The following is a 19,621-nucleotide window of genomic DNA, read 5'->3' on the forward strand; positions in this document are numbered from 1 at the left end:
GGACCTTACTTTGATATGTCAAAGTAAGGTCCTTTTTTTAAGCTAATGTCTGTTTTGGCAAGTTTTCATAAAAGGCTGCTTTGGTAGCACTGATATAAGGTGTCAACCAAAGATACCCGATACCAGCTGTGATAATGGCTAGAATGTGCCAGCCAATAAAACTCAAATCAAGTAAGAACAGTTTTCCTTTATACCCTTTCATCAATCGGCGGCTAGCCGTGATGCAAGCAAGAAAATCTGGCCGTGTACCTGTTTGCTCATAGGTATCATAGTAGATGAAGTATGCTTGTGAGTAGGAATAGGATTTGATGATTCCTGGAATCACAAATAATAATGCCCATAAACTAACGAAAATCGTTGATAAAATATAGATGACAATGATACCAAGTGCGAATACACCGCTAAATCCACGAAAGACATCAGAAAATGGACGAATCTCTTGTTTATTGCCGCGTAACAAATCAAGGAATGTCCAAGAAATCCCGGCACCAAACAACGCTGAGAATAATCCGCTGATCAAGCCACCGCCACTACCGCCAGTTGAGTTCGACGCTTCATTGATGGATTGACTATCAAAGGCACCATTTTGACTTAATGCCATCAAAGGCAATACAACAATCACTACGATCACAACAGCAAAAGCAATAGAGATCAACGTAGGGACCAAGCACATCAATACGCTATCTTTCCAGCGTCCATTCAGAACGGATTTGGCTTCACTTTTTAGTTGTCCTCTAGTTTTCATAAAAAAACCTCCTTTCTATCTGTTTAACATGATAGCAAATGAGCATGGATTGTACAAAAAATAAAGCAAAGAAAGGAAAGTTTTTTTGAAAAAGAGGAAGAGAAGCTGAAACCTTCTTGCAAATTCCTAACGCAACCCTTATCATTAATAGCGTTGCACAGTTAATCGAGTCTATAAAGAAAGTAGGGAAATGAATGTCGCAACCTGCCATTCGTTATCGTCTGATCAAGAAAGAGAAACATACAGGTGCCCGTTTAGGTGAATTGATCACACCGCATGGCACTTTTCCAACGCCAATGTTTATGCCTGTAGGAACTTTAGCTACTGTTAAGACCCTTGCACCGGAAGAACTGAAAGCCATGGGCGCTGGTGTCATTTTAAGTAATACATATCACTTATGGCTGCGACCAGGAGAAGATCTAGTGGCCGAAGCAGGTGGGCTGCATAAGTTTATGAATTGGGATCAGCCGATTCTAACCGATTCTGGTGGCTTCCAAGTCTTCTCACTAGCAGATATGCGAAATATTGTTGAAGAAGGTGTCCATTTCAAGAACCATCTAAACGGTTCAAAAATGTTCCTTTCACCAGAAAAAGCTATCGATATCCAAAACAAACTAGGTTCGGATATCATGATGAGTTTTGATGAATGTCCGCCATTCGATGAAAGCTATGATTATGTCAAAAAATCAGTAGAGCGGACTTCTCGCTGGGCAGAACGCGGATTGAAAGCTCATGCCAATCCAGATTCTCAAGGCCTGTTCGGGATCATTCAAGGGGCCGGTTTTGAAGATTTACGGAAACAAAGTGCGCAAGATTTGATCAGCATGGACTTTCCTGGTTATTCGATTGGCGGTTTGTCAGTAGGCGAGCCAAAAGCTGAAATGAATCGCGTCTTGGAATTTACCACACCATGGATCCCTGACCACAAACCTCGCTATCTGATGGGGGTAGGAGCCGCAGATTCTCTGATCGACGGCGTTATTCGCGGGGTCGATATGTTTGACTGCGTATTGCCGACTCGAATCGCCCGTAACGGAACATGTATGACGTCTAAAGGTCGTTTAGTCGTGAAGAATGCCCAATTTGCCCGAGATTTCCGACCAATTGATGAAAACTGTGATTGTTATACTTGTAAGAATTATTCACGGGCGTATATTCGTCATTTGATCAAATGTGACGAAACATTCGGGATCCGATTAACTTCTTATCACAATGTTTATTTCTTGTTGAATTTGATGAAACAAGTCCGTCAAGCGATCATGGATGACAACTTGCTGGAATTCCGGCAACATTTCTTCGAAGAATATGGCTTCAATAAAGAAAATGCCAAAAATTTCTAATTTATTCTGGTAAAACGGTAGGAATACACGTCAGATTCTGATAAAGTATCTATAGAAAAGTAAAAAAATCGAGGTGAAAAAAATGGCACAATCTTTACCAATGCTCTTTATGCTTGTTGCTTTGGTGGCAATGTGGTTCTTCATGAGCCGTTCACAAAAGAAACAACAGCAAGAACGAAAAAACTTATTGGAAAATATGAAGGCTGGAGATCGCGTAGTAACAATTGGCGGACTTCATGGCGTTCTTTCTGAAGTAAATACAGACAAGAGTACAGTTGTCATCGACTGTGAAGGTATTTTCTTAGAGTTCGATCGGGCAGCGATTCGTACCGTGACACCTGGTACTGGTGCATCTGTTGCAACTGAAATCGAACCAGCTGATGTTGTTGATGAAACAAAAGCAGACGATACAAAAGAATAAATTTTTTCGATCCGTCTGACAAAGACAGCTAGGACTAGAGCGTGGGATAAAAGTAAAAAAAACTTTTGTCCCACGCTCTAAACACGTCTAGATGGTGGGAGCAGAAGCAACTCCTTCGGAAACAAGTCGAAATACCCCAAAATTTGAGAAGCAATTTCCGCGTATTCCTTCTTATTTCTAGGAGTTTAGCACCTCTGTCCCAGCCTCTTTTTTATAGAGTGGCGTTTGTCCAGATTTTCGCTTGTTCTTTAGCGAGAGCAAAAAAATCAGCAAGCAAAACATGGAGAACAGGTCTTTTTCTACATTAATAGCCCCCTTAACAAGCATTTCTGTTAAGGGGGCTGTTTGTTTGGTAAAAGTGATGCTGCTACTCGATCGGAATGGTTTTCTTAGGTTCTTTGCCGTGATCATCTTTTGGCAAAGTCAATTTAAGAATACCTTCAGAATAAGAAGCTTTGATGTCGTCTTCTTTGACATTTTCTAGCAAATATTGGCGACGAACACTTGTTAAACTACGCTCGCTGCGTACTAGTTTTCCTTTTTTATCTTCAGTTGTAGTATCCGATTGATGTTGACCAGCAATCGTCAAAATACCATTCTCATAAGTGACTTGAATATTTTCTTTAGGAATACCAGGCAGCTCTGCTTCAACGAGATATTCCGAATCATTTTCGTGAATATCTGTTTTGATCATGTTCGCTTTAAAACCATCAAAAAAACTGCGACCAAAATCTTCGAAGAAATTAAAAGGTGTCATACTATAGGCATCTGAGCGACGAGGTTCAATCTCATGTGACATAATAATCAATCCTTTCTTTAATTTTCTTTCCAATTATTATTTTAGTCAAAATTAGTCAGTTTTCAAGTATTTTACTCTCTTTTTCTAGCCCGCATGTCAGGATAAATTTTACCCCTCGATCCTGCGAAAGACTATGGATCAGCAAAGGCGGTTTCTTTAAAGAAAATAAGTTTTTTGATGACAGTATATACTTAATGATATATACTATAATCGAAGCGGAAGGAGATGCTTATGCCAAAAAGAATAAAACGATTAGCTGTTGCACTCATTTATGCACTGTTATCATCCATCGCATTGAATATGTTCTGGCTGCCAGGAAATATATTTGCCAGTGGAATTACTGGACTTTCACAATTATTGTCGCAGCTCTTGGAAGTATACTTTGGTATCGAGTGGTCAATCCCTGTGTTGGTCTTATTTTTTAACGCGCCATTGTTAGCGATTGCATGGTGCAAAATCAATCGTGATTTCGCGCTTATGACGGTTTGTACTGTCTTCCTCTCATCTGTTATGATGAAGGTGGTCCCAGTTGTCACATTGACTACAGATCCAGTCATCTGCGCTGTTTTTGGCGGGGTGCTCCATGGGTTTTCCGTTGGTCTGACTTTAAACGATGATTTTTCCACAGGAGGATTAGATATTTTAGGGATCTTAGTGAAGAGAATGACCGGCAAAAGTATTGGCAGTTTCTTTATCTTTTTCAATGTCAGTCTCCAACTCGTTGCTGGAATGATTTTTGGCTGGCCGTACGCTTTTTATAGTGCAATCTCTTTCTTTATCAGTGGTCGAATGGTAGACTACGTGAATCTCAAGCAAAGGCGTGTGCAATTACTAGTAGTAACCGAAAAAGCAGAAGGTGTCATTGCAACATTACAATGTGCACTTCAGCGAGGGATCACAGTGATCAATGATGTTGAGGGGGGCTTTGATCATCAACAGAAGAAATTGTTGCTTTTAGTCATCTCCCAAAAAGAATTAAAGACAGTTGAAGGGATGATTCAATCCGTCGACAACCAGGCCTTTGTTAGTGTGGCTTCTGGTGTGAGTGCGAATCGTCCATTTTATGAATGGTAGAGTAGAAAGTAGGGAATCAAGTGAAAAAACAAGCCGTTTTTCAGGAAGTAGCAGATAAAATCGCCCAACGTGTCAATGATGGCACTTATGTAACGAGTCAGAAGCTGCCTTCTGATTATGATTTAGCGGAAGAATTTCAATGCAGTCGGCTAACTGTCCGCAAAGCCATCGATCTTCTGATCACCCAAAATATCCTAGTCAAAGAAAAAGGCAAAGGAACGTATGTGATGAAGCAGCCAAAGATCCAGAGTGGATCTGGCGGATTGCAAAGCTTCACCGAAACGGCCAAAGCCCAAGGGAAAAAGACCCGAACCGAAGTCTTACAAGTAGAGACAGTGAAAGAATTACCGACTAAGATCCGACAGATGTTCGGCAACTATGGGAAAGAACCAATGGTGTATCTGACTCGCTTGCGTTATTTTGATGATGAACCGATGACGGTGGAGAACCTCTATGTATTGAAGCGTTATTTAGAAAAAGAGTCCGGCGAAATCACCAAAGATCAGTTAGAGTCTTCTTTATATGAAGTGATCGAAGCCAACATTGAGATTGGTTATTCCCATCAAGAAGTGGAAGCGGTCAAAAGTCCGCCAGACATTGCCAAGCTATTGCATGTATCCGAAGAGGAACCAATGCTTCTCGTCCATTCGATGACTTATTCCCCTTCTGCGAAACCGATCTTGTTCGATACATCTTTTTATCGTGCAGATAAATATACCTTTAAAAATACATTGGTACGTCAAAAATAAGGGGTGGTAAAAATGGATCAAATCAGCACAGCCATTGAGGAAAACTGGCTGGATTTTCTAAACTTACTCAAACAAGTCATGCAAGTTCCTAGTGTCAAATCTGAACCTATGCCACAGGCGCCCTATGGTACGGAAACTCGGCGAGTTTTGTCTTTGGTAATGGAAAAAAGTGCCGCTTTTGGATTTGAAACAAAGGTGATCGATGATGCGATCGGCTATGCACAGTGGGGACCAGAAGGGTCAGACTACATCGGTATCCTGGGACATCTCGATGTGGTGCCTGCGGGTTCAGACTGGGATTTTCCGCCGTTTGATTTAAGCGAAAAAGACGGCCGCCTTTATGGTCGGGGAATTCTAGACAACAAAGGACCAATCATTAGTTGCCTTTATGGGATGAAATTATTGAAAGAATTAGGACACCAACCGAAAAAAAATCTGCGGATCATTTTCGGTACGGATGAAGAAAGTGGTATGTCGGATGTTCCTCATTATTTGGCCGCAGAACAACCACCTGTGTTCGGATTTACGCCAGATTGTAAGTATCCGGTAGTCTATGGCGAACGAGGGGTCGTCAATGTAGCACTCCATTTTCCGCTGCCAGACGATGAACTACAGCAACTCACTTCGTTTCAGGGGGATCAATTCCGAGACCATGTTCCTGACGACTTGAGTGTAAGCATTGCCGGTCAGAAGTTTGAAGTCACAGGGAAACGTTCTCCAAGCAATGCTCCTGAATTGGGAGAAAATGCAATTACGATCCTGGCAGCCCAACTGGCTGAGAAACAAACTATTCCTCCAACCATACAATCTTATTTTCGTTGGATCTGTCAAAGCTTTCATCAGCAGCATTTTGGAGAAGGGATTGACTTGGCGCTGGCTGATGAAGATTCTGGTAAATTGATTTTGACGCCTGTCGTGATACAAAAGTCTCTCACAGGATTAGTGATGGAAGTTGCCTTTCGCTACCCAGTGACTGTTACAGAAACAGACGTGTTGTCCCGTTTGAAAAGGCAACTGCCTATCGGTGTCGAATTGGAAGTCATTCGCAGTATTCCCGGGTTTTGCCGAGACAAAGAATCAACCGAAATAGCTAAACTGTCGACGATTTATCACACAGTCACAGGCAATGACCCTAAACCAGTAACCACAACAGGGGCAACCTATGCACGCAAAATGCCGAATATCTTGGCATTTGGTCCGTCTTTTCCTGGTCAAAAAGGGATTGCACACAATAAGAATGAGTACATGGACAGTGCTGACTTACGGATGAATTTAGAGATCTACATGCGCAGCATCAAAGCATTAACAGAATAAGAATGCCCTGGATGAATCCTCAACAATAAAAAATTAATCCGAAACGAGTTTCTTATAAATCAATGAGAGTTGAAAGAAACTCGTTTTTTAGTATAGACATACTAGTATATACCATATAGAATATACTTGTAAGCGCTACAAATGATGGAGGGAAAGATATGTGGGGAATGATTGCAACTTGGCGAATGGCACACGATGGTGTACTGGCAGCCAAAGAACTTTTAGAAGGACAAGCGTCATGCAAAGATGCAGTAGAAACTGCCATCAAAGCAGTGGAAGATTATCCATTTTATAAATCAGTTGGTTATGGCGGACTGCCAAATGAACGCGGAATCGTCGAAATGGATGCCGCTTTTATGGATGGTGAAACATTTAAGATTGGTGCCGTTGCAGGGATTACCGATGTTGCCAATCCCATCTCAGTTGCACGCCAATTGAGTGATGAGAAATTCAATAGCTTTCGAGTAGGGCAAGGAGCCACCGAATACGCGATGTTGGCTGGATTTGAACGTAAGAATATGTTGACCGATCGGGCAAAAAAAATCTGGGAAAAACGATTAGCAGAAATCGCTGCTTCCAACCTCGATCCTTACGATGGCCATGACACGGTTGGCGTTGTTGCTCTCGATACGCAACAGCAAATGGCAGTCGGAACCTCTAGCTCTGGTTTGTTCATGAAAAAACAGGGTCGAGTGGGAGATTCACCATTATCCGGCTCAGGATTTTATGTAGACAGTACGATTGGCGGAGCTGCCGCTACAGGTTTGGGTGAAGATTTGATGAAAGGCTGTCTTTCTTATGAAATCGTCCGCTTGATGGGAGAAGGCCTTTCACCACAAGCCGCTTGTGACCGGGCTGTTTATGGGTTTGAAGAACGATTACGCAAACGTTATGGCAAAGCAGGTGCCTTCTCGTTGATAGCATTGGATAAAAATGGGGCATGGGGGGTGGCAACAAATGTAGAATTTACATTTAGCGTTGCGACATCTGACCAAGAAGCGGCTATTTATATGGCCAATCCTGGTCCAGATCAAACCACGGTGATCACACCGATCACGCAAGAGTGGCTTGATGCATATGAAGCACGCATCAAAGCACCGGTATGATTTCAAAAAAAGAGGATTGCAAAGAGCAAGATCTCGAAAGGAAGAGTGGAATGTTCGATAAATTAGAAAATGTGTTGATGCCGCTTGCGGTAAAGTTAGGGCAGAACAAAATTTTGATCGCAGTGCGTGATGGCTTTTTGATCACGACACCATTAGTGATTGTAGGATCGATTTTCTTACTGTTCGCAAATTTTCCAATACCAGGGTGGTCAGAGTTTTGGGCAGGAATGTTTGGTACAGGTTGGGAGTCGTGGGTCACTCGGGTTTCTGGTTCTGTCTTTAATACAGTTGGCTTCTTTTCATGTCTAGGAACGGCGTATGCTTATGGACGGGAAAAGAAAACCGATCCCATCCAAGCGGCAGCGGTAGCCGTGATTGCGTTTTTGATTTTAACACCAAATAAGCTGATCGTTGAAGGAGTGGCAGATCCAATTAGCGGGCTTTCTTTTGATCACTTAGGAACAAATGGTATTTTTGTCGGTTTGCTCGTCGCACTTATTTCTGTAGAAATTTATGCTTATACAACAAAACGAGGCTGGACCATCAAGATGCCTGATGGGGTTCCACCTGCTGTAACGAAATCCTTTGCTGCGCTGATTCCAAGTGCACTAGTCATGCTCTTATTTTTTGTCATCAATATATTATTTGGTATGACCTCTTTTGGTACCGTCCATGATTTTATCTTTAATGTCTTGCAAATGCCATTAAAAGGAGCCGGTAATACATTAACCGCACAGATTGTCTATAGTTTAGCCTGTACGATTTTTTGGTTCTTTGGGATTAATGGTCCGGCGGTAGCCAATTCTGTATTTGCGCCGATCTTAAGAATTCTAACCATGGAAAACCTAGATGCCTTTCAAGCTGGTAAAGATTTCCCAAACATCTTCACGGATCCATTTTCGAACTTCTTTACCAACTTTGGCGGCGGTGGTTCTACACTTTCCCTTGTAATCATCATGGTCCTCTTCTGTAAATCAAAACGGATCAAAGAACTAGGGAAACTTTCGCTCGTTCCTGGAATTTTCGGGATCAATGAGCCAATCATCTTTGGTTTGCCAGTCGTATTGAATCCAATCATTATTATTCCTTTTATCGCTGTTCCAATGGTTAATCTGCTTTTATCAACATTGGTAACCAACCTAGGAATCATTCCTTATACAACCGGCGTTTCATTGCCATGGACGACCCCGATCGGCTTCTCAGGGTATTTGAGTACAGGAAGTCTGGTTGCCTCTGTCTGGCAATTGATTCTATTAGCCATTGGTTGTTTGATCTACTATCCATTCATTATGGCATTAGACAAGCAATACCTGAAGGATGAACGGGAAGCAGAACAAGCCAAAAGTGAAGAACTGGAATTGTCGTTTGATGATATTTCCATCGATCACTTGTTATAGAAGGGGGATCACAATGAAAATAATCTTTTTGCTGGATCAAATTCAAGCCGGACTTGGTGGGAAAGAACATGGGGATCAGCCATTAGGGGGGCAAAAGACAGCGATTGGTTCTGTCAAAATGTTCGAAAAGTTATTAAAGGAAAAGAATATGGAGGTCCTTGCCACGATTTATTGTGGTGATGACTATTACCGAAAGCATGCGAAGGAATCTTCTTTAAAGATTGCCGCAATGGTACAGAAATTAGGCGCAGATGTGTTGCTTTGCGGTCCATGTTTTAATTATGAAACATACGGGGAAATGGCTGCTGAAGTTGCGAAAGTTGTCGAAGAGAAGGTTCAGATCCCTGCTGTTGCGGCGATGTCCATTGAATGCCAAGAGGCAATCACAAGATTTAAAGATCAAGTAGATATTGTAAAAATGCCAAAAAAGGGTGGTACTGGATTAACAGAAGCAATGAACGAAATGTTGACTCTTTGTCAGTTGAAAGCAGAGAAACGAGATACGACGGATTACGTGAAGGAACATTGTTACTAAGGAGTGGTAAAGCAGATGGGACAAATGGATCAGCTCGAAAAAGTGGTCAAAACTCCCGGAATTTCCGGAAGAGAAAAACCAATCTCTAAATTATTGAAAGAGTATTATGCACCTTACTGCGACGAAATCATCTATGACAACCTAGGTTCGATCTATGGGGTCATCAAATCTGAAAAGGAGAATCCAACCACTGTTTTAGTGACTGCCCATATGGATGAACTTGGGTTTATTGTCAAAAAAATCGAAGAAACCGGCTTGATTCGCGGACTGATAATGGGGAAAATCGAGCCGAATAGCTTATTGGGACAGGAAGTCCACCTGTACAATCGACAAGGGAAAGCCTTCCCAGGCGTCATTTTAGGACGAAACAAAGCAAACCAGGTTCAGGGAAAAGAGGACGTTTTACTAGATTTTGGTTTTTCTTCAAAAGAGGAAGCATTGTCAGAAGAAGTTTCTTTGGGAGATATGGTGACATTTGCGCCCAAATTTACTGTCAGCAAAAATGGAAAAGAATGGATCGCTCCAAATTGGAATGGACGGATTTCTGTCAATCAAACGATTGATTTGTTACGTCAAATTTATGAAAATCAACTCAGCTTCCCTTTTGATCTATATGTTGGATGTACGGTTCAGGAGCAAGTCGGTGCCAGAGGTGCTCAAACAGCAGCGAATCTGGTTGCACCAGACCTAACGATCATCCTAGATACAAATCGAGCCTGGGATTATCAGGAAGATGCTGGCGATGTACAAGGAGAACTCTCAAAAGGAGTTCTATTGACATATTATGATCCTTCCGTTTTGCCAAATCGGTTGCCGATGGAAGAATTGAGAAAAATCTGTGAAGAGGCAGCATTGCCATATCAATATTATTTCTCATTAGAAGACTCAGACGGTGCTTGGTTCAACAAATTACGGACGGGATGTCCAGTCTTATTTATGAACATGCCTGTAAGAAATATGAACACAGCAGCTCAAGTTGTTTCGCAAGAAGATTATGAAACAGTCGGTCAAGCCATCTATCTTTTTCTGAAAGACTTAGACGAAGCAGCGATTGTTTCATTCAAAGAAGAAAACCGCTAGGAGACGATCCCTATGAGAGCTGTAGACTTAGAAATCCTAAAAGAATTAAGTGAAGCCGATGGTATCGGCGGCCGGGAAAAAGAAATATCCAGAATCGTGAAGAAATATGCAGAAGGAGCAGTTGATTCCTGTTTTTATGACAACCTTGGTTCATTGATCTTAGTAAAAAAGAGTTCTAAAGCGAATGCGCCCAAAGTGATGTTGTCAGCCCACATGGACGAAGTCGGTTTCGTAGTTCGAAAAATCACCAAGGAAGGTTATTTGAAACTCTTACCGGTAGGCGGCTGGTGGGGACACGTCATGCCCGCACAGGAAATGCGTGTCACAACGATGGAAGGCAAGAAATACACAGGGGTCATTGGAAGTCGCGCGCCCCACGGGATGCCGCCAGAAGAAAAGAATAAAGTGATCCCAGCTAATGAATTTTATTTAGATATGGGGGTTCCGTCAGCTGAATATATTCGCCAGTTAGGAATAATGGTAGGCGACATGGTTACACCTAAGACGGTCTTTCGTGAAATGAATGATCCGAATTACTTGTTAGGGAAAGCTTGGGATGATCGAGTTTGTGTGGGTGTCTGTATTGAGGTCATGAAAGCTTTAGCCAAAGAAGAGCTAGCTGTTGATGTCTACTTTGCGGCAACGACTCAAGAAGAAGTCGGTATACGAGGTGCCCGTACAGCTGCCCACAGCATTAAGCCCGATTTGGCGATTGCGTTAGATGTCACTACCGCTGTAGACACTCCCTTTGATCAAGGGGGATTGCAACTGGGAAAAGGTCCTGTACTCTCTGTTTTGGATTCGCTAACGATCGGTAATAGTGAACTGCTTGCAAAAATGGAAGAGATTGCAGTAAGACAAAAACTACCTTATCGGCATGACTTCATGACTGTTGGAGGGACAGATGCTTGCAACATCCATAAAGCAATGACAGGAGTTGTTGCAATGACAGTATCGATTCCGACAAGGTATATGCATTCCTCAAGATTAATCATCCACAAAGAAGATTATTTGCAAACAATCATTCTATTGAGTGAATTTTTGAAAAAAATCACCTCTGAAGAAATACGCTCCTTCAAAATAGGACAATAGAGTGTTATTGTTCATCTATGTAAATGCAAAACCAAAATCAGTATCCATCATACTAAGAACCGATATATTTGAGAATCAATCAAATATATCGGTTTTTTTTCTTGGAAAAAGCTTGATAAAAACAACGATTGTTCAATAAAGCACATGGATACTCGAGTCACTTAAGCATCAGCTTAAAATAACTCGATATGTTGAAAACGCTTGATTTAACTTATTTTTAAAAAACTGTGAAAAAAATCACAGAAATTGTTTACAAACGAAAAGAGTTATTGTATGATGTGTATGTGAAGTAATTAACAAATAAATTGTTAACGAACTAGGAGGATTACAATGGCTAAGACATTGGAAAAAGAAGTGACGATCGATGTACAAGCAATGATCGATGATCTTGCAAAAAAAGCAAACGTGGCCTTAAAAGAAATGGAAAACTTTGATCAAGAGAAAGTAGACCATATCGTACACGAAATGGCTATGGCGGCCTTAGACAAACATATGCCGCTTGCAAAAATGGCAGTTGAAGAAACGGGTCGCGGAATCTATGAAGATAAAGCAATCAAAAATATGTATGCTTCAGAATATATTTGGAATAGCATCAAACATGACAAAACAGTTGGCGTGATCAATGAAGACAAACAAAAAGGGTTGATCGAAATTGCTGAACCAGTCGGGGTTGTCTGTGGGGTAACTCCAACAACGAACCCAACGTCAACAACGATCTTTAAAGCAATGATCGCATTGAAGACTCGGAACCCAATCGTGTTTGCTTTCCATCCATCTGCTCAAAAATGTTCAGCAGAAGCAGCGCGGATCGTTCGTGATGCAGCAATCGCAGCCGGTGCACCAGAAAACTGTGTGCAATGGATCGAACATCCATCAATCGAAGCAACAGGCTTATTGATGAATCACCCAGGAATCGCCATCGTATTGGCAACTGGTGGTGCAGGCATGGTCAAAGCTGCATACTCAACAGGAAAACCAGCCCTAGGTGTAGGTCCAGGTAACGTCCCTTCTTACATCGAAAAAACAGCAAAAATCAAACGCGCGGTCAACGATTTGATCGTTTCTAAAACATTTGATAACGGAATGATCTGTGCTTCTGAACAAGCAGTGATCGTTGATAAAGAAGTCTATGCAGCTGTTAAAGCAGAGTTTGAAGCTCATCAAGTATACGTGGTAAAACCAAAAGAATTGCAAAAACTTGAAGATGCAGTGATGAATGAAGGCAAATATGCTGTAAATCCAGCAATTGTTGGACATTCAGCAATGGAGATCGCAAAATTAGCAGGCATCAAGGTGCCTGAAGGTACGAAACTATTGATTGCAGAACTAGATGGCGTGGGTGCAGATTACCCATTATCTCGCGAAAAACTTTCTCCAGTTCTAGCAATGATCAAAGCAAACAACACAGAAGATGCTTTCCAAAAATGTGAAGCTATGCTTGATTTAGGTGGATTAGGACATACAGCGGTTATCCACACAGAAAATGAAGATTTGCAATTGGCATTTGGCTTACGCATGAAAGCTTGCCGTATCTTGGTGAATACTCCATCTGCTGAAGGTGGTATCGGTAATATCTACAATGAAATGATCCCTTCATTGACACTTGGTTGTGGTTCATACGGAAAGAACTCTGTTTCTCGTAATGTTTCTGCTGTGAACTTGATCAACGTTAAAACTGTAGCGAAACGGAGAAATAATATGCAATGGTTTAAATTACCGCCAAAAATCTTCTTTGAAAAGAACTCTCTATTATACTTAGAGAAAATGGAAAATGTTGAACGTGTCATGATCGTTTGTGACCCAGGAATGGTTCAATTCGGCTACTGCGATACCGTTCGCGAAGTTCTTGCTCGCCGCAAAAACGATGTGAAGATCGAAGTCTTCTCAGATGTAGAACCAAACCCATCAACAAATACCGTTTATGCTGGAACGAAGATGATGGTTGATTTCAAACCAGATACAGTAATCGCTCTTGGTGGTGGATCAGCAATGGATGCTGCGAAAGGCATGTGGATGTTCTATGAACACCCAGATACATCTTTCTTTGGCGCAAAACAAAAATTCTTGGATATCCGTAAACGGACATACAAGATCGACAAACCAGAAAAAACTCAATTTGTATGTATCCCAACAACTTCCGGTACAGGTTCTGAAGTAACCCCATTTGCGGTTATCACAGATAGCGATACGCATGTGAAATACCCATTAGCAGACTACGCATTAACACCAGATGTAGCGATCGTTGACCCTCAATTTGTCATGTCAGTTCCTGCTTCTGTAACAGCAGATACAGGTATGGATGTATTGACCCATGCGATTGAATCTTATGTGTCGGTAATGGCATCTGATTACACTCGTGGGTTGAGCTTACAAGCAATCAAGTTAGTCTTTGACTACTTAGAAAAATCAGTGAAAACACCGGATATGGAATCTCGCGAAAAAATGCATAACGCATCAACAATGGCAGGTATGGCCTTCGCCAATGCATTCCTAGGTATTTGTCACTCAGTTGCTCACAAAATTGGAGGAGAATATGGTATTCCTCACGGACGTACCAATGCGATTCTTTTGCCGCATATTATCCGTTACAATGCCAAAGATCCTCAAAAACATGCGATGTTCCCTAAATATGATTTCTTCCGTGCTGACACAGATTACGCAGACATTGCGAAATTCTTAGGTCTTAAAGGAGAAACAACTGCGGAACTAGTTGAAGCATTAGCAACTGCGGTTTACGAATTAGGTAAATCCGTTGGTATCGATATGAACTTGAAAGCACAAGGCGTGACTCAAGAAGTATTGGATGCAACTGTAGATCGTATGGCTGAATTGGCTTACGAAGACCAATGTACAACTGCGAACCCTAAAGAACCATTGATTTCTGAATTGAAACAAATCATTGTGGATGCTTATAACGGCTAAGCAATGAATGCACCAATCCCCTCGGTATCTTAGCTGCCGAGGGGATATTTTTTGTAGTTGAGAGATACAATGAATTGAGTTAACTGTAGGGTGGTGCAGAAACTAGTAAATTTGACTATAAAAGAAGTGGTATGTGATATGTAATATACAGTAGAGAAAACAATTACTATTCAGCCCGTCTGTTTTTCAACATTATTCTCGAAGCTTTTCTTGACGAAGCAAAAGAAAAACGCAACAATAGAGTAGGAGGTGGTACCGATGGACACAGAGGCCTTAGTGTTAGATTTACTCGTTCAGCAAAAACAAATGGAAGCGTTACAAAACTATTTAATGAAAACATCAATGGTTGAAGATGAAGCAAGCCAAACGTTTCTTTTTGACTTAAAGGATTATGTCGATAGTTTATCTTTAGTGACTATTTACGAAACGGCACCAACGATAGAAGAACGTCAAGTGGAAGAGATGTCGGCTATTCTGGGAGATCAGGCTCAAACACTTCGAGAGTTAATCCAGCAACTAGAAGAACTTGAAGATGCTGGGAAGAAGGATTTCTATGGTCAACAAGACGGTGAGTTGCGCCGAACGATTGCTGGGTTAAAAGGTATCCTCGAGTTAAATGGATTACTTTTACAAGATAATCTTACGTTTCAGAGAAAGTGGAAGGACACCGATGGTACAGTGGTAGTCAAAGAAACAGCGTCCGAAAAAAATGGCTTTTTTCAACGTTTGTTTGGTAAAAACAAGTAGCTTCAGTTTTATTTTTCAGCAGTTTGATGTTTGAAAAGGAGAAAGATGAAAAATCATATACAATTGAAATCAATCACCGAAGAAAACCTTTCTGCTCTTTGGTCGATCAGTTATGGTCCTAAAGCTGACTTAGAGTGGAAAAAGTGGGATGGACCTTATTTTCAGGACCCTGTCCTAACATGGGAAGAATTCAAAAATGGATTTGGCAAAAATTGTTTAAATAATCCATTACGGAAGGCTATTTATTATCAAGGAAGGCTTGTAGGAATCGCCACTGCATATTGGGAAGATGGCAATCTGCATCAATGGCTTGAATTTGGTGTGGCAATCTATGATGCCACTTTATGGAATCATGGGGTCGGTAGTCATGCGATGCGTTTGTGGATCACATTCTTATTTGAACAAGAACCACTCATCCAACGGATCGGATATACGACTTGGTCAGGCAATCACCGGATGATGAAGGTTGGGGAAAAACTGGGCATGACGAAAGAAGCACAAATCCGTAGAGTTCGTTATTGGGAAGGCCACTATTATGACTCAGTAAAATACGGTGTGCTGCGAGAAGAATGGAACCAAAGAATGGGCAGGTAAGAAAAAAACTGCACTGTACCAATAAACGGGATTTTTTGTTCCGTCTGTTGGCATCGATAACAGATCTAACTGCTAAAACGTATAAAATATCTATTTGTGGATCCAGCTGGAGATATTCCTTGCTGGTCTTTTTTTGTCGCCAACTGTTATTGATTGTCTTGCTCCACAATATCGAAAGACGAGGAAGCTAAGAAGCAGCTTTATTTCAGCTGATCAATTTACAATTTTAGATGCAATGCTTTTTTGAAAGTCATGGGAGAGTAAGCGTAGATACACTGATTTTTGTTTGAAGCAAAGTCAAAGCAGGTGCAGCTATTTTTTTTGCTACCATTATTCCTAGAAATACTTTGGTCTACAGATACAGTAGTTATTAATTTTTAGCAAATGAAATGGCGTGATTGGGGTGTGAAAAGTGCGTAACGTTCGTGCTATATTTCACTAGTTAAGTTATAACTTTACTATTTTCCATTTTAGGATTATTATTATTAAAATGAGAATATGATTAAAAAAAGAAAAGGTAATGATTAGCAAAAAAGGAGATCAAAAATGAAACGAAAAATATTTAGCTATGTATCTTTGTTTGTCTTATTAAATTCACCACTGGCTACCCCCGTAGTGACGGTACTAGCAGCGGAGGGAAACGACTCTGTACAGTCTGACACCACCCAAGAAACTAGCAACGATTCAGTTGAGACTGTTACTGAATCTTCTACCTCTGAAAGTGTTACTTCTGATTCAAAGGAATCAAGTTCTGAGAGTGAAGCATCAACAACATCAACAGCATCAACAGTAGGTACAGAAGAATCATCGATTCCAGATACAAGTTCTGCCAAATCAAAGGAAAAATCAGCTAGAAGTTTGTTGCCATCAAATGCTCAACAGTTCGCAAATTCGTTGCCTGATAATCAAGCCAATACTGAGGATGTTTCTAGTTGGTTACCAGATCCTACATTACAGTCAATAGTGGCGAAGGCATTAGGAATCGAAGTATCAGAAATCACTAAAGAAAAAATCAGTAAAATGCAGACAATCTATATTTATTCGACTGATTCAGCTCTTGCTGATTTGTCCGGTTTGGAGTATGCCACAAGCCTGTCTTCCTTTTACATGAATGGAACCAATCAGATTTCTGATTTTTCGGTATTAACTAAGATAGATGGTTTAGTCTATGCTTATTTAATGGGAGCGAATGTTACAGATGACAATGTTCCTGATTTTGGGGACAATCTTACTCGATTGAACCTTTCTTCTGCTAATGTCACAGATGCTGTCTATCCGAAGATACTTGAAATGAAGAATTTAGAATCACTTACTTTTGAGTCGAATATGAATATTACTACGATTGCGCCATTGGCTTCATTGCCGAATTTAAAGGAATTACGGATTCAATTTTGTGCGGTCAGTGATTTCACCGTTATCAACAATTTTCCTGTCTTAGAAAATCTGGCGGCTTATGGGCAGAATACAGGAAGAAGTGATGGAGTGACTACGATATCTGCTAAGGAGCTGAATTATGATGCTGCAACGCAGTCATTTTTTGTCCCGTTTTCGATCATGCCCAATCGACTAACAAATTTTGATGGCTATGTTCCACCTTTTTCAACATCCAATAGTCAAAGCCAAACGTATTTTGACTTAAACGGGGTTCAACTCCCTTCTTCTCAGCTATCTATTACAGATCAAGGCGTCACTGTGTCTGATATAACCCCAGAAGAATTTGAAGGTATTCATACGATGAAATACAATTCACGTCTGAATAATCCAGCCGGGACATATGCACAACCAGATGGGTTTAGCTTCTACGCGATTTCTTCAGGTACCTATTTGCATCAATTTGCGATCAATCATCAAGAAGCAGCCGCAGATGTAACAGTAGAATATGTGGACACAGATGGAAATGAGATCCACGCACCACAAGTCATTACAGGAAATGTTGGGGACGACTACGACGCTACGACGGATGTATACAAACTAACGATCAATGGTTATACATTAGACACGAAACAGTTGCCAAATAATGGTATTGGGGTAATGAGTGATCAAGCGCAAACAGTGACCTATGTGTATACCAAAGATCCTGTGAAAGCGGCGGATGTGACGGTGAAATATGTGGATACAGATGGAAATGAGATCCACGCACCACAAGTCATTTCAGGAAATGTTGGGGACGACTACGACGCTACGACGGATGGATACAAACTAACGATCAGTGGTTATACATTAGACACGAAACAGTTGCCAGATAATGGTACTGGGGTAATGAGTGATCAAGCGCAAACCGTGACGTATATGTATACCAAAGATCCTGTGAAAGCGGCGGATGTGACGGTGAAATATGTGGACACAGATGGAAATGAGATCCACGCACCACAAGTGATCACAGGAAATGTTGGAGATGACTACGACGCTACGACGGATGGATACAAACTAACGATCAGTGGTTATACATTAGACACGAAACAGTTGCCAAAGAATGGCACTGGGGTAATGAGTGATCAAGCGCAAACCGTGACGTATATGTATACCAAAGATCCTGTGAAAGCGGCAGATGTGACGGTAGAATATGTGGACACAGATGGAAATGAGATCCACGCACCACAAGTCATTACAGGAAATGTTGGAGATGACTACGACGCTACGACGGATGGATACAAACTAACGATCAGTGGTTATACATTAGACACGAAACAATTACCAACTAATAGCACTGGAACAATGAGTGACCAAGCGCAAACCGTGACCTATGTATATGCGAAAGACCCTGTAAAAGCCGCAGATGTGACGGTAGAATATGTGGACACAGATGGAAATGAGATCCATGCAGCACAAGTCATTTCAGGAAATGTTGGAGACGACTACGACGCTACGACAGATGGATACAAACTAACGATCAGTGGTTATACATTAGACACGAAACAATTGCCAACTAATAGCACTGGAACAATGAGTGACCAAGCGCAAACCGTGACCTATGTGTATACGAAGAATTCGGATAAAGGCAAAGATTCAGAAAGAGCGGCAGCTGTGACAGTTGTCTATGTTGACAAAGACGGCAAAGAAATTCATGCAGCGAAAACCATTCAAGGAAATATCGGTGATCACTATGATGCTACTACGAAAGAATATCAGTTGTCGATCAATGGTTATCATCTAGATGAGAGCCAATTACCAGAAAATCGGATCGGAAAGCTAGGGAAAGAGCCGCAAACCATCACATATGTATATACAAAAGATGCTTCTCCAGCAAAAGCATCCACTTCAGAGCAAAAAAACAAGACATCAACATCTAAGAAAGAAAATACAAATTATCAAAAAGATTCAGAATCAAAAGCAAAATTACCACAAACCAATGACGTATCAAAAAGTTATTTAAACCTTATAGGAATTGGATTAGTCAGCTTTATTGGATTCTATTTAATAAAAAGACGAAAATAAAAGGTAGCAGTTCTTTTTGATTACGAGATGTCGATTCTTAAGTGGAGACAAGGATTGTTCATTAAGAACGATCGATGAGTAAACGGCTAAATACCAAAACAAGGAGCCTATCTTCTTGTTTTGGTATTTTTGTGTGCGGTAGTCTTTAGGAATCAGTACATCGACAGCTCAAAAAAATAGATCTATTTACAAATACACTTTTTAAAACATAGAGAACGTTCATGCATTTAAAGGAATTTCTTGTTCTATGCTATACTTGGGGCATCAAAAA

General features: G+C 41.0%; 16 protein-coding genes. 14 read left to right on the plus strand and 2 right to left on the minus strand.

Features of this window, described 5'->3' with window-relative positions:
* Positions 1-37: 37 nt before the first annotated feature.
* Entirely contained in the window at positions 38-745 is a 708-nt protein-coding gene (locus tag IGJ28_RS12705; RefSeq protein ID WP_003128265.1) for a DUF975 family protein, read from the minus strand.
* 194 nt (positions 746-939) lie between these two features.
* Between IGJ28_RS12705 and tgt the strand changes: the two genes are divergently transcribed.
* Positions 940-2,085 carry a tRNA guanosine(34) transglycosylase Tgt gene (gene tgt / locus IGJ28_RS12710; RefSeq protein WP_060813158.1) on the plus strand — a complete coding sequence of 382 codons (1,146 nt, stop codon included), beginning with the start codon at positions 940-942 and terminating at the stop codon, positions 2,083-2,085.
* An 82-nt stretch (positions 2,086-2,167) separates the two neighbouring features.
* Complete coding sequence (gene yajC / locus IGJ28_RS12715) at positions 2,168-2,506, plus strand: preprotein translocase subunit YajC (protein WP_005470213.1); 339 nt, start codon at positions 2,168-2,170, stop codon at positions 2,504-2,506.
* A 367-nt stretch (positions 2,507-2,873) separates the two neighbouring features.
* Here the strand turns inward: yajC and IGJ28_RS12720 are convergent, their stop codons facing one another.
* Complete coding sequence (locus IGJ28_RS12720; RefSeq protein WP_003128269.1) at positions 2,874-3,305, minus strand: Hsp20/alpha crystallin family protein; 432 nt, start codon at positions 3,303-3,305, stop codon at positions 2,874-2,876.
* A 231-nt stretch (positions 3,306-3,536) separates the two neighbouring features.
* Between IGJ28_RS12720 and IGJ28_RS12725 the strand changes: the two genes are divergently transcribed.
* The 12 genes from IGJ28_RS12725 (at position 3,537) to IGJ28_RS12780 (ending at position 19,350) form a co-directional block, all read left to right on the plus strand.
* On the plus strand, positions 3,537-4,379 hold the full coding sequence (locus IGJ28_RS12725) for a YitT family protein (protein WP_081131878.1): 843 nt from the start codon (positions 3,537-3,539) through the stop codon (positions 4,377-4,379).
* Positions 4,380-4,399: 20 nt separating this feature from the next.
* Complete coding sequence (locus IGJ28_RS12730) at positions 4,400-5,128, plus strand: GntR family transcriptional regulator, LSA1692 subfamily (RefSeq protein ID WP_003128274.1); 729 nt, start codon at positions 4,400-4,402, stop codon at positions 5,126-5,128.
* Positions 5,129-5,140: 12 nt separating this feature from the next.
* Complete coding sequence (locus IGJ28_RS12735; RefSeq protein WP_081131879.1) at positions 5,141-6,442, plus strand: Sapep family Mn(2+)-dependent dipeptidase; 1,302 nt, start codon at positions 5,141-5,143, stop codon at positions 6,440-6,442.
* 158 nt (positions 6,443-6,600) lie between these two features.
* The gene (locus IGJ28_RS12740; RefSeq protein WP_081131880.1) at positions 6,601-7,548 is read left to right on the plus strand and encodes a N(4)-(beta-N-acetylglucosaminyl)-L-asparaginase; all 948 of its coding nucleotides are present in this window, start codon (positions 6,601-6,603) and stop codon (positions 7,546-7,548) included.
* Between the two features lie 50 nt (positions 7,549-7,598).
* Entirely contained in the window at positions 7,599-8,945 is a 1,347-nt protein-coding gene (locus tag IGJ28_RS12745; RefSeq protein ID WP_252711640.1) for a PTS sugar transporter subunit IIC, read from the plus strand.
* A gap of 13 nt (positions 8,946-8,958) precedes the next feature.
* Complete coding sequence (locus IGJ28_RS12750; protein WP_081131882.1) at positions 8,959-9,480, plus strand: GrdB-related putative oxidoreductase; 522 nt, start codon at positions 8,959-8,961, stop codon at positions 9,478-9,480.
* A gap of 15 nt (positions 9,481-9,495) precedes the next feature.
* On the plus strand, positions 9,496-10,560 hold the full coding sequence (locus IGJ28_RS12755) for a M42 family metallopeptidase (protein WP_081131883.1): 1,065 nt from the start codon (positions 9,496-9,498) through the stop codon (positions 10,558-10,560).
* A gap of 12 nt (positions 10,561-10,572) precedes the next feature.
* Positions 10,573-11,652, plus strand: a complete 1,080-nt coding sequence (locus IGJ28_RS12760) for a M42 family metallopeptidase (protein WP_081131884.1) — start codon at positions 10,573-10,575, stop codon at positions 11,650-11,652.
* A 330-nt stretch (positions 11,653-11,982) separates the two neighbouring features.
* Entirely contained in the window at positions 11,983-14,574 is a 2,592-nt protein-coding gene (gene adhE, locus IGJ28_RS12765; RefSeq protein ID WP_005470221.1) for a bifunctional acetaldehyde-CoA/alcohol dehydrogenase, read from the plus strand.
* Positions 14,575-14,832: 258 nt separating this feature from the next.
* On the plus strand, positions 14,833-15,321 hold the full coding sequence (locus IGJ28_RS12770; protein ID WP_081131886.1) for a hypothetical protein: 489 nt from the start codon (positions 14,833-14,835) through the stop codon (positions 15,319-15,321).
* Between the two features lie 45 nt (positions 15,322-15,366).
* A complete protein-coding gene (locus IGJ28_RS12775) occupies positions 15,367-15,915 on the plus strand; it encodes a GNAT family N-acetyltransferase (RefSeq protein WP_081131887.1) in 549 nt (182 codons plus the stop codon).
* Positions 15,916-16,461: 546 nt separating this feature from the next.
* The gene (locus IGJ28_RS12780; RefSeq protein ID WP_438845438.1) at positions 16,462-19,350 is read left to right on the plus strand and encodes a MucBP domain-containing protein; all 2,889 of its coding nucleotides are present in this window, start codon (positions 16,462-16,464) and stop codon (positions 19,348-19,350) included.
* The last annotated feature ends 271 nt before the right edge of the window (positions 19,351-19,621 follow it).

The organism is Enterococcus sp. AZ091, from assembly GCF_051714805.1.
GTDB lineage: Bacteria > Bacillota > Bacilli > Lactobacillales > Enterococcaceae > Enterococcus_D > Enterococcus_D gallinarum.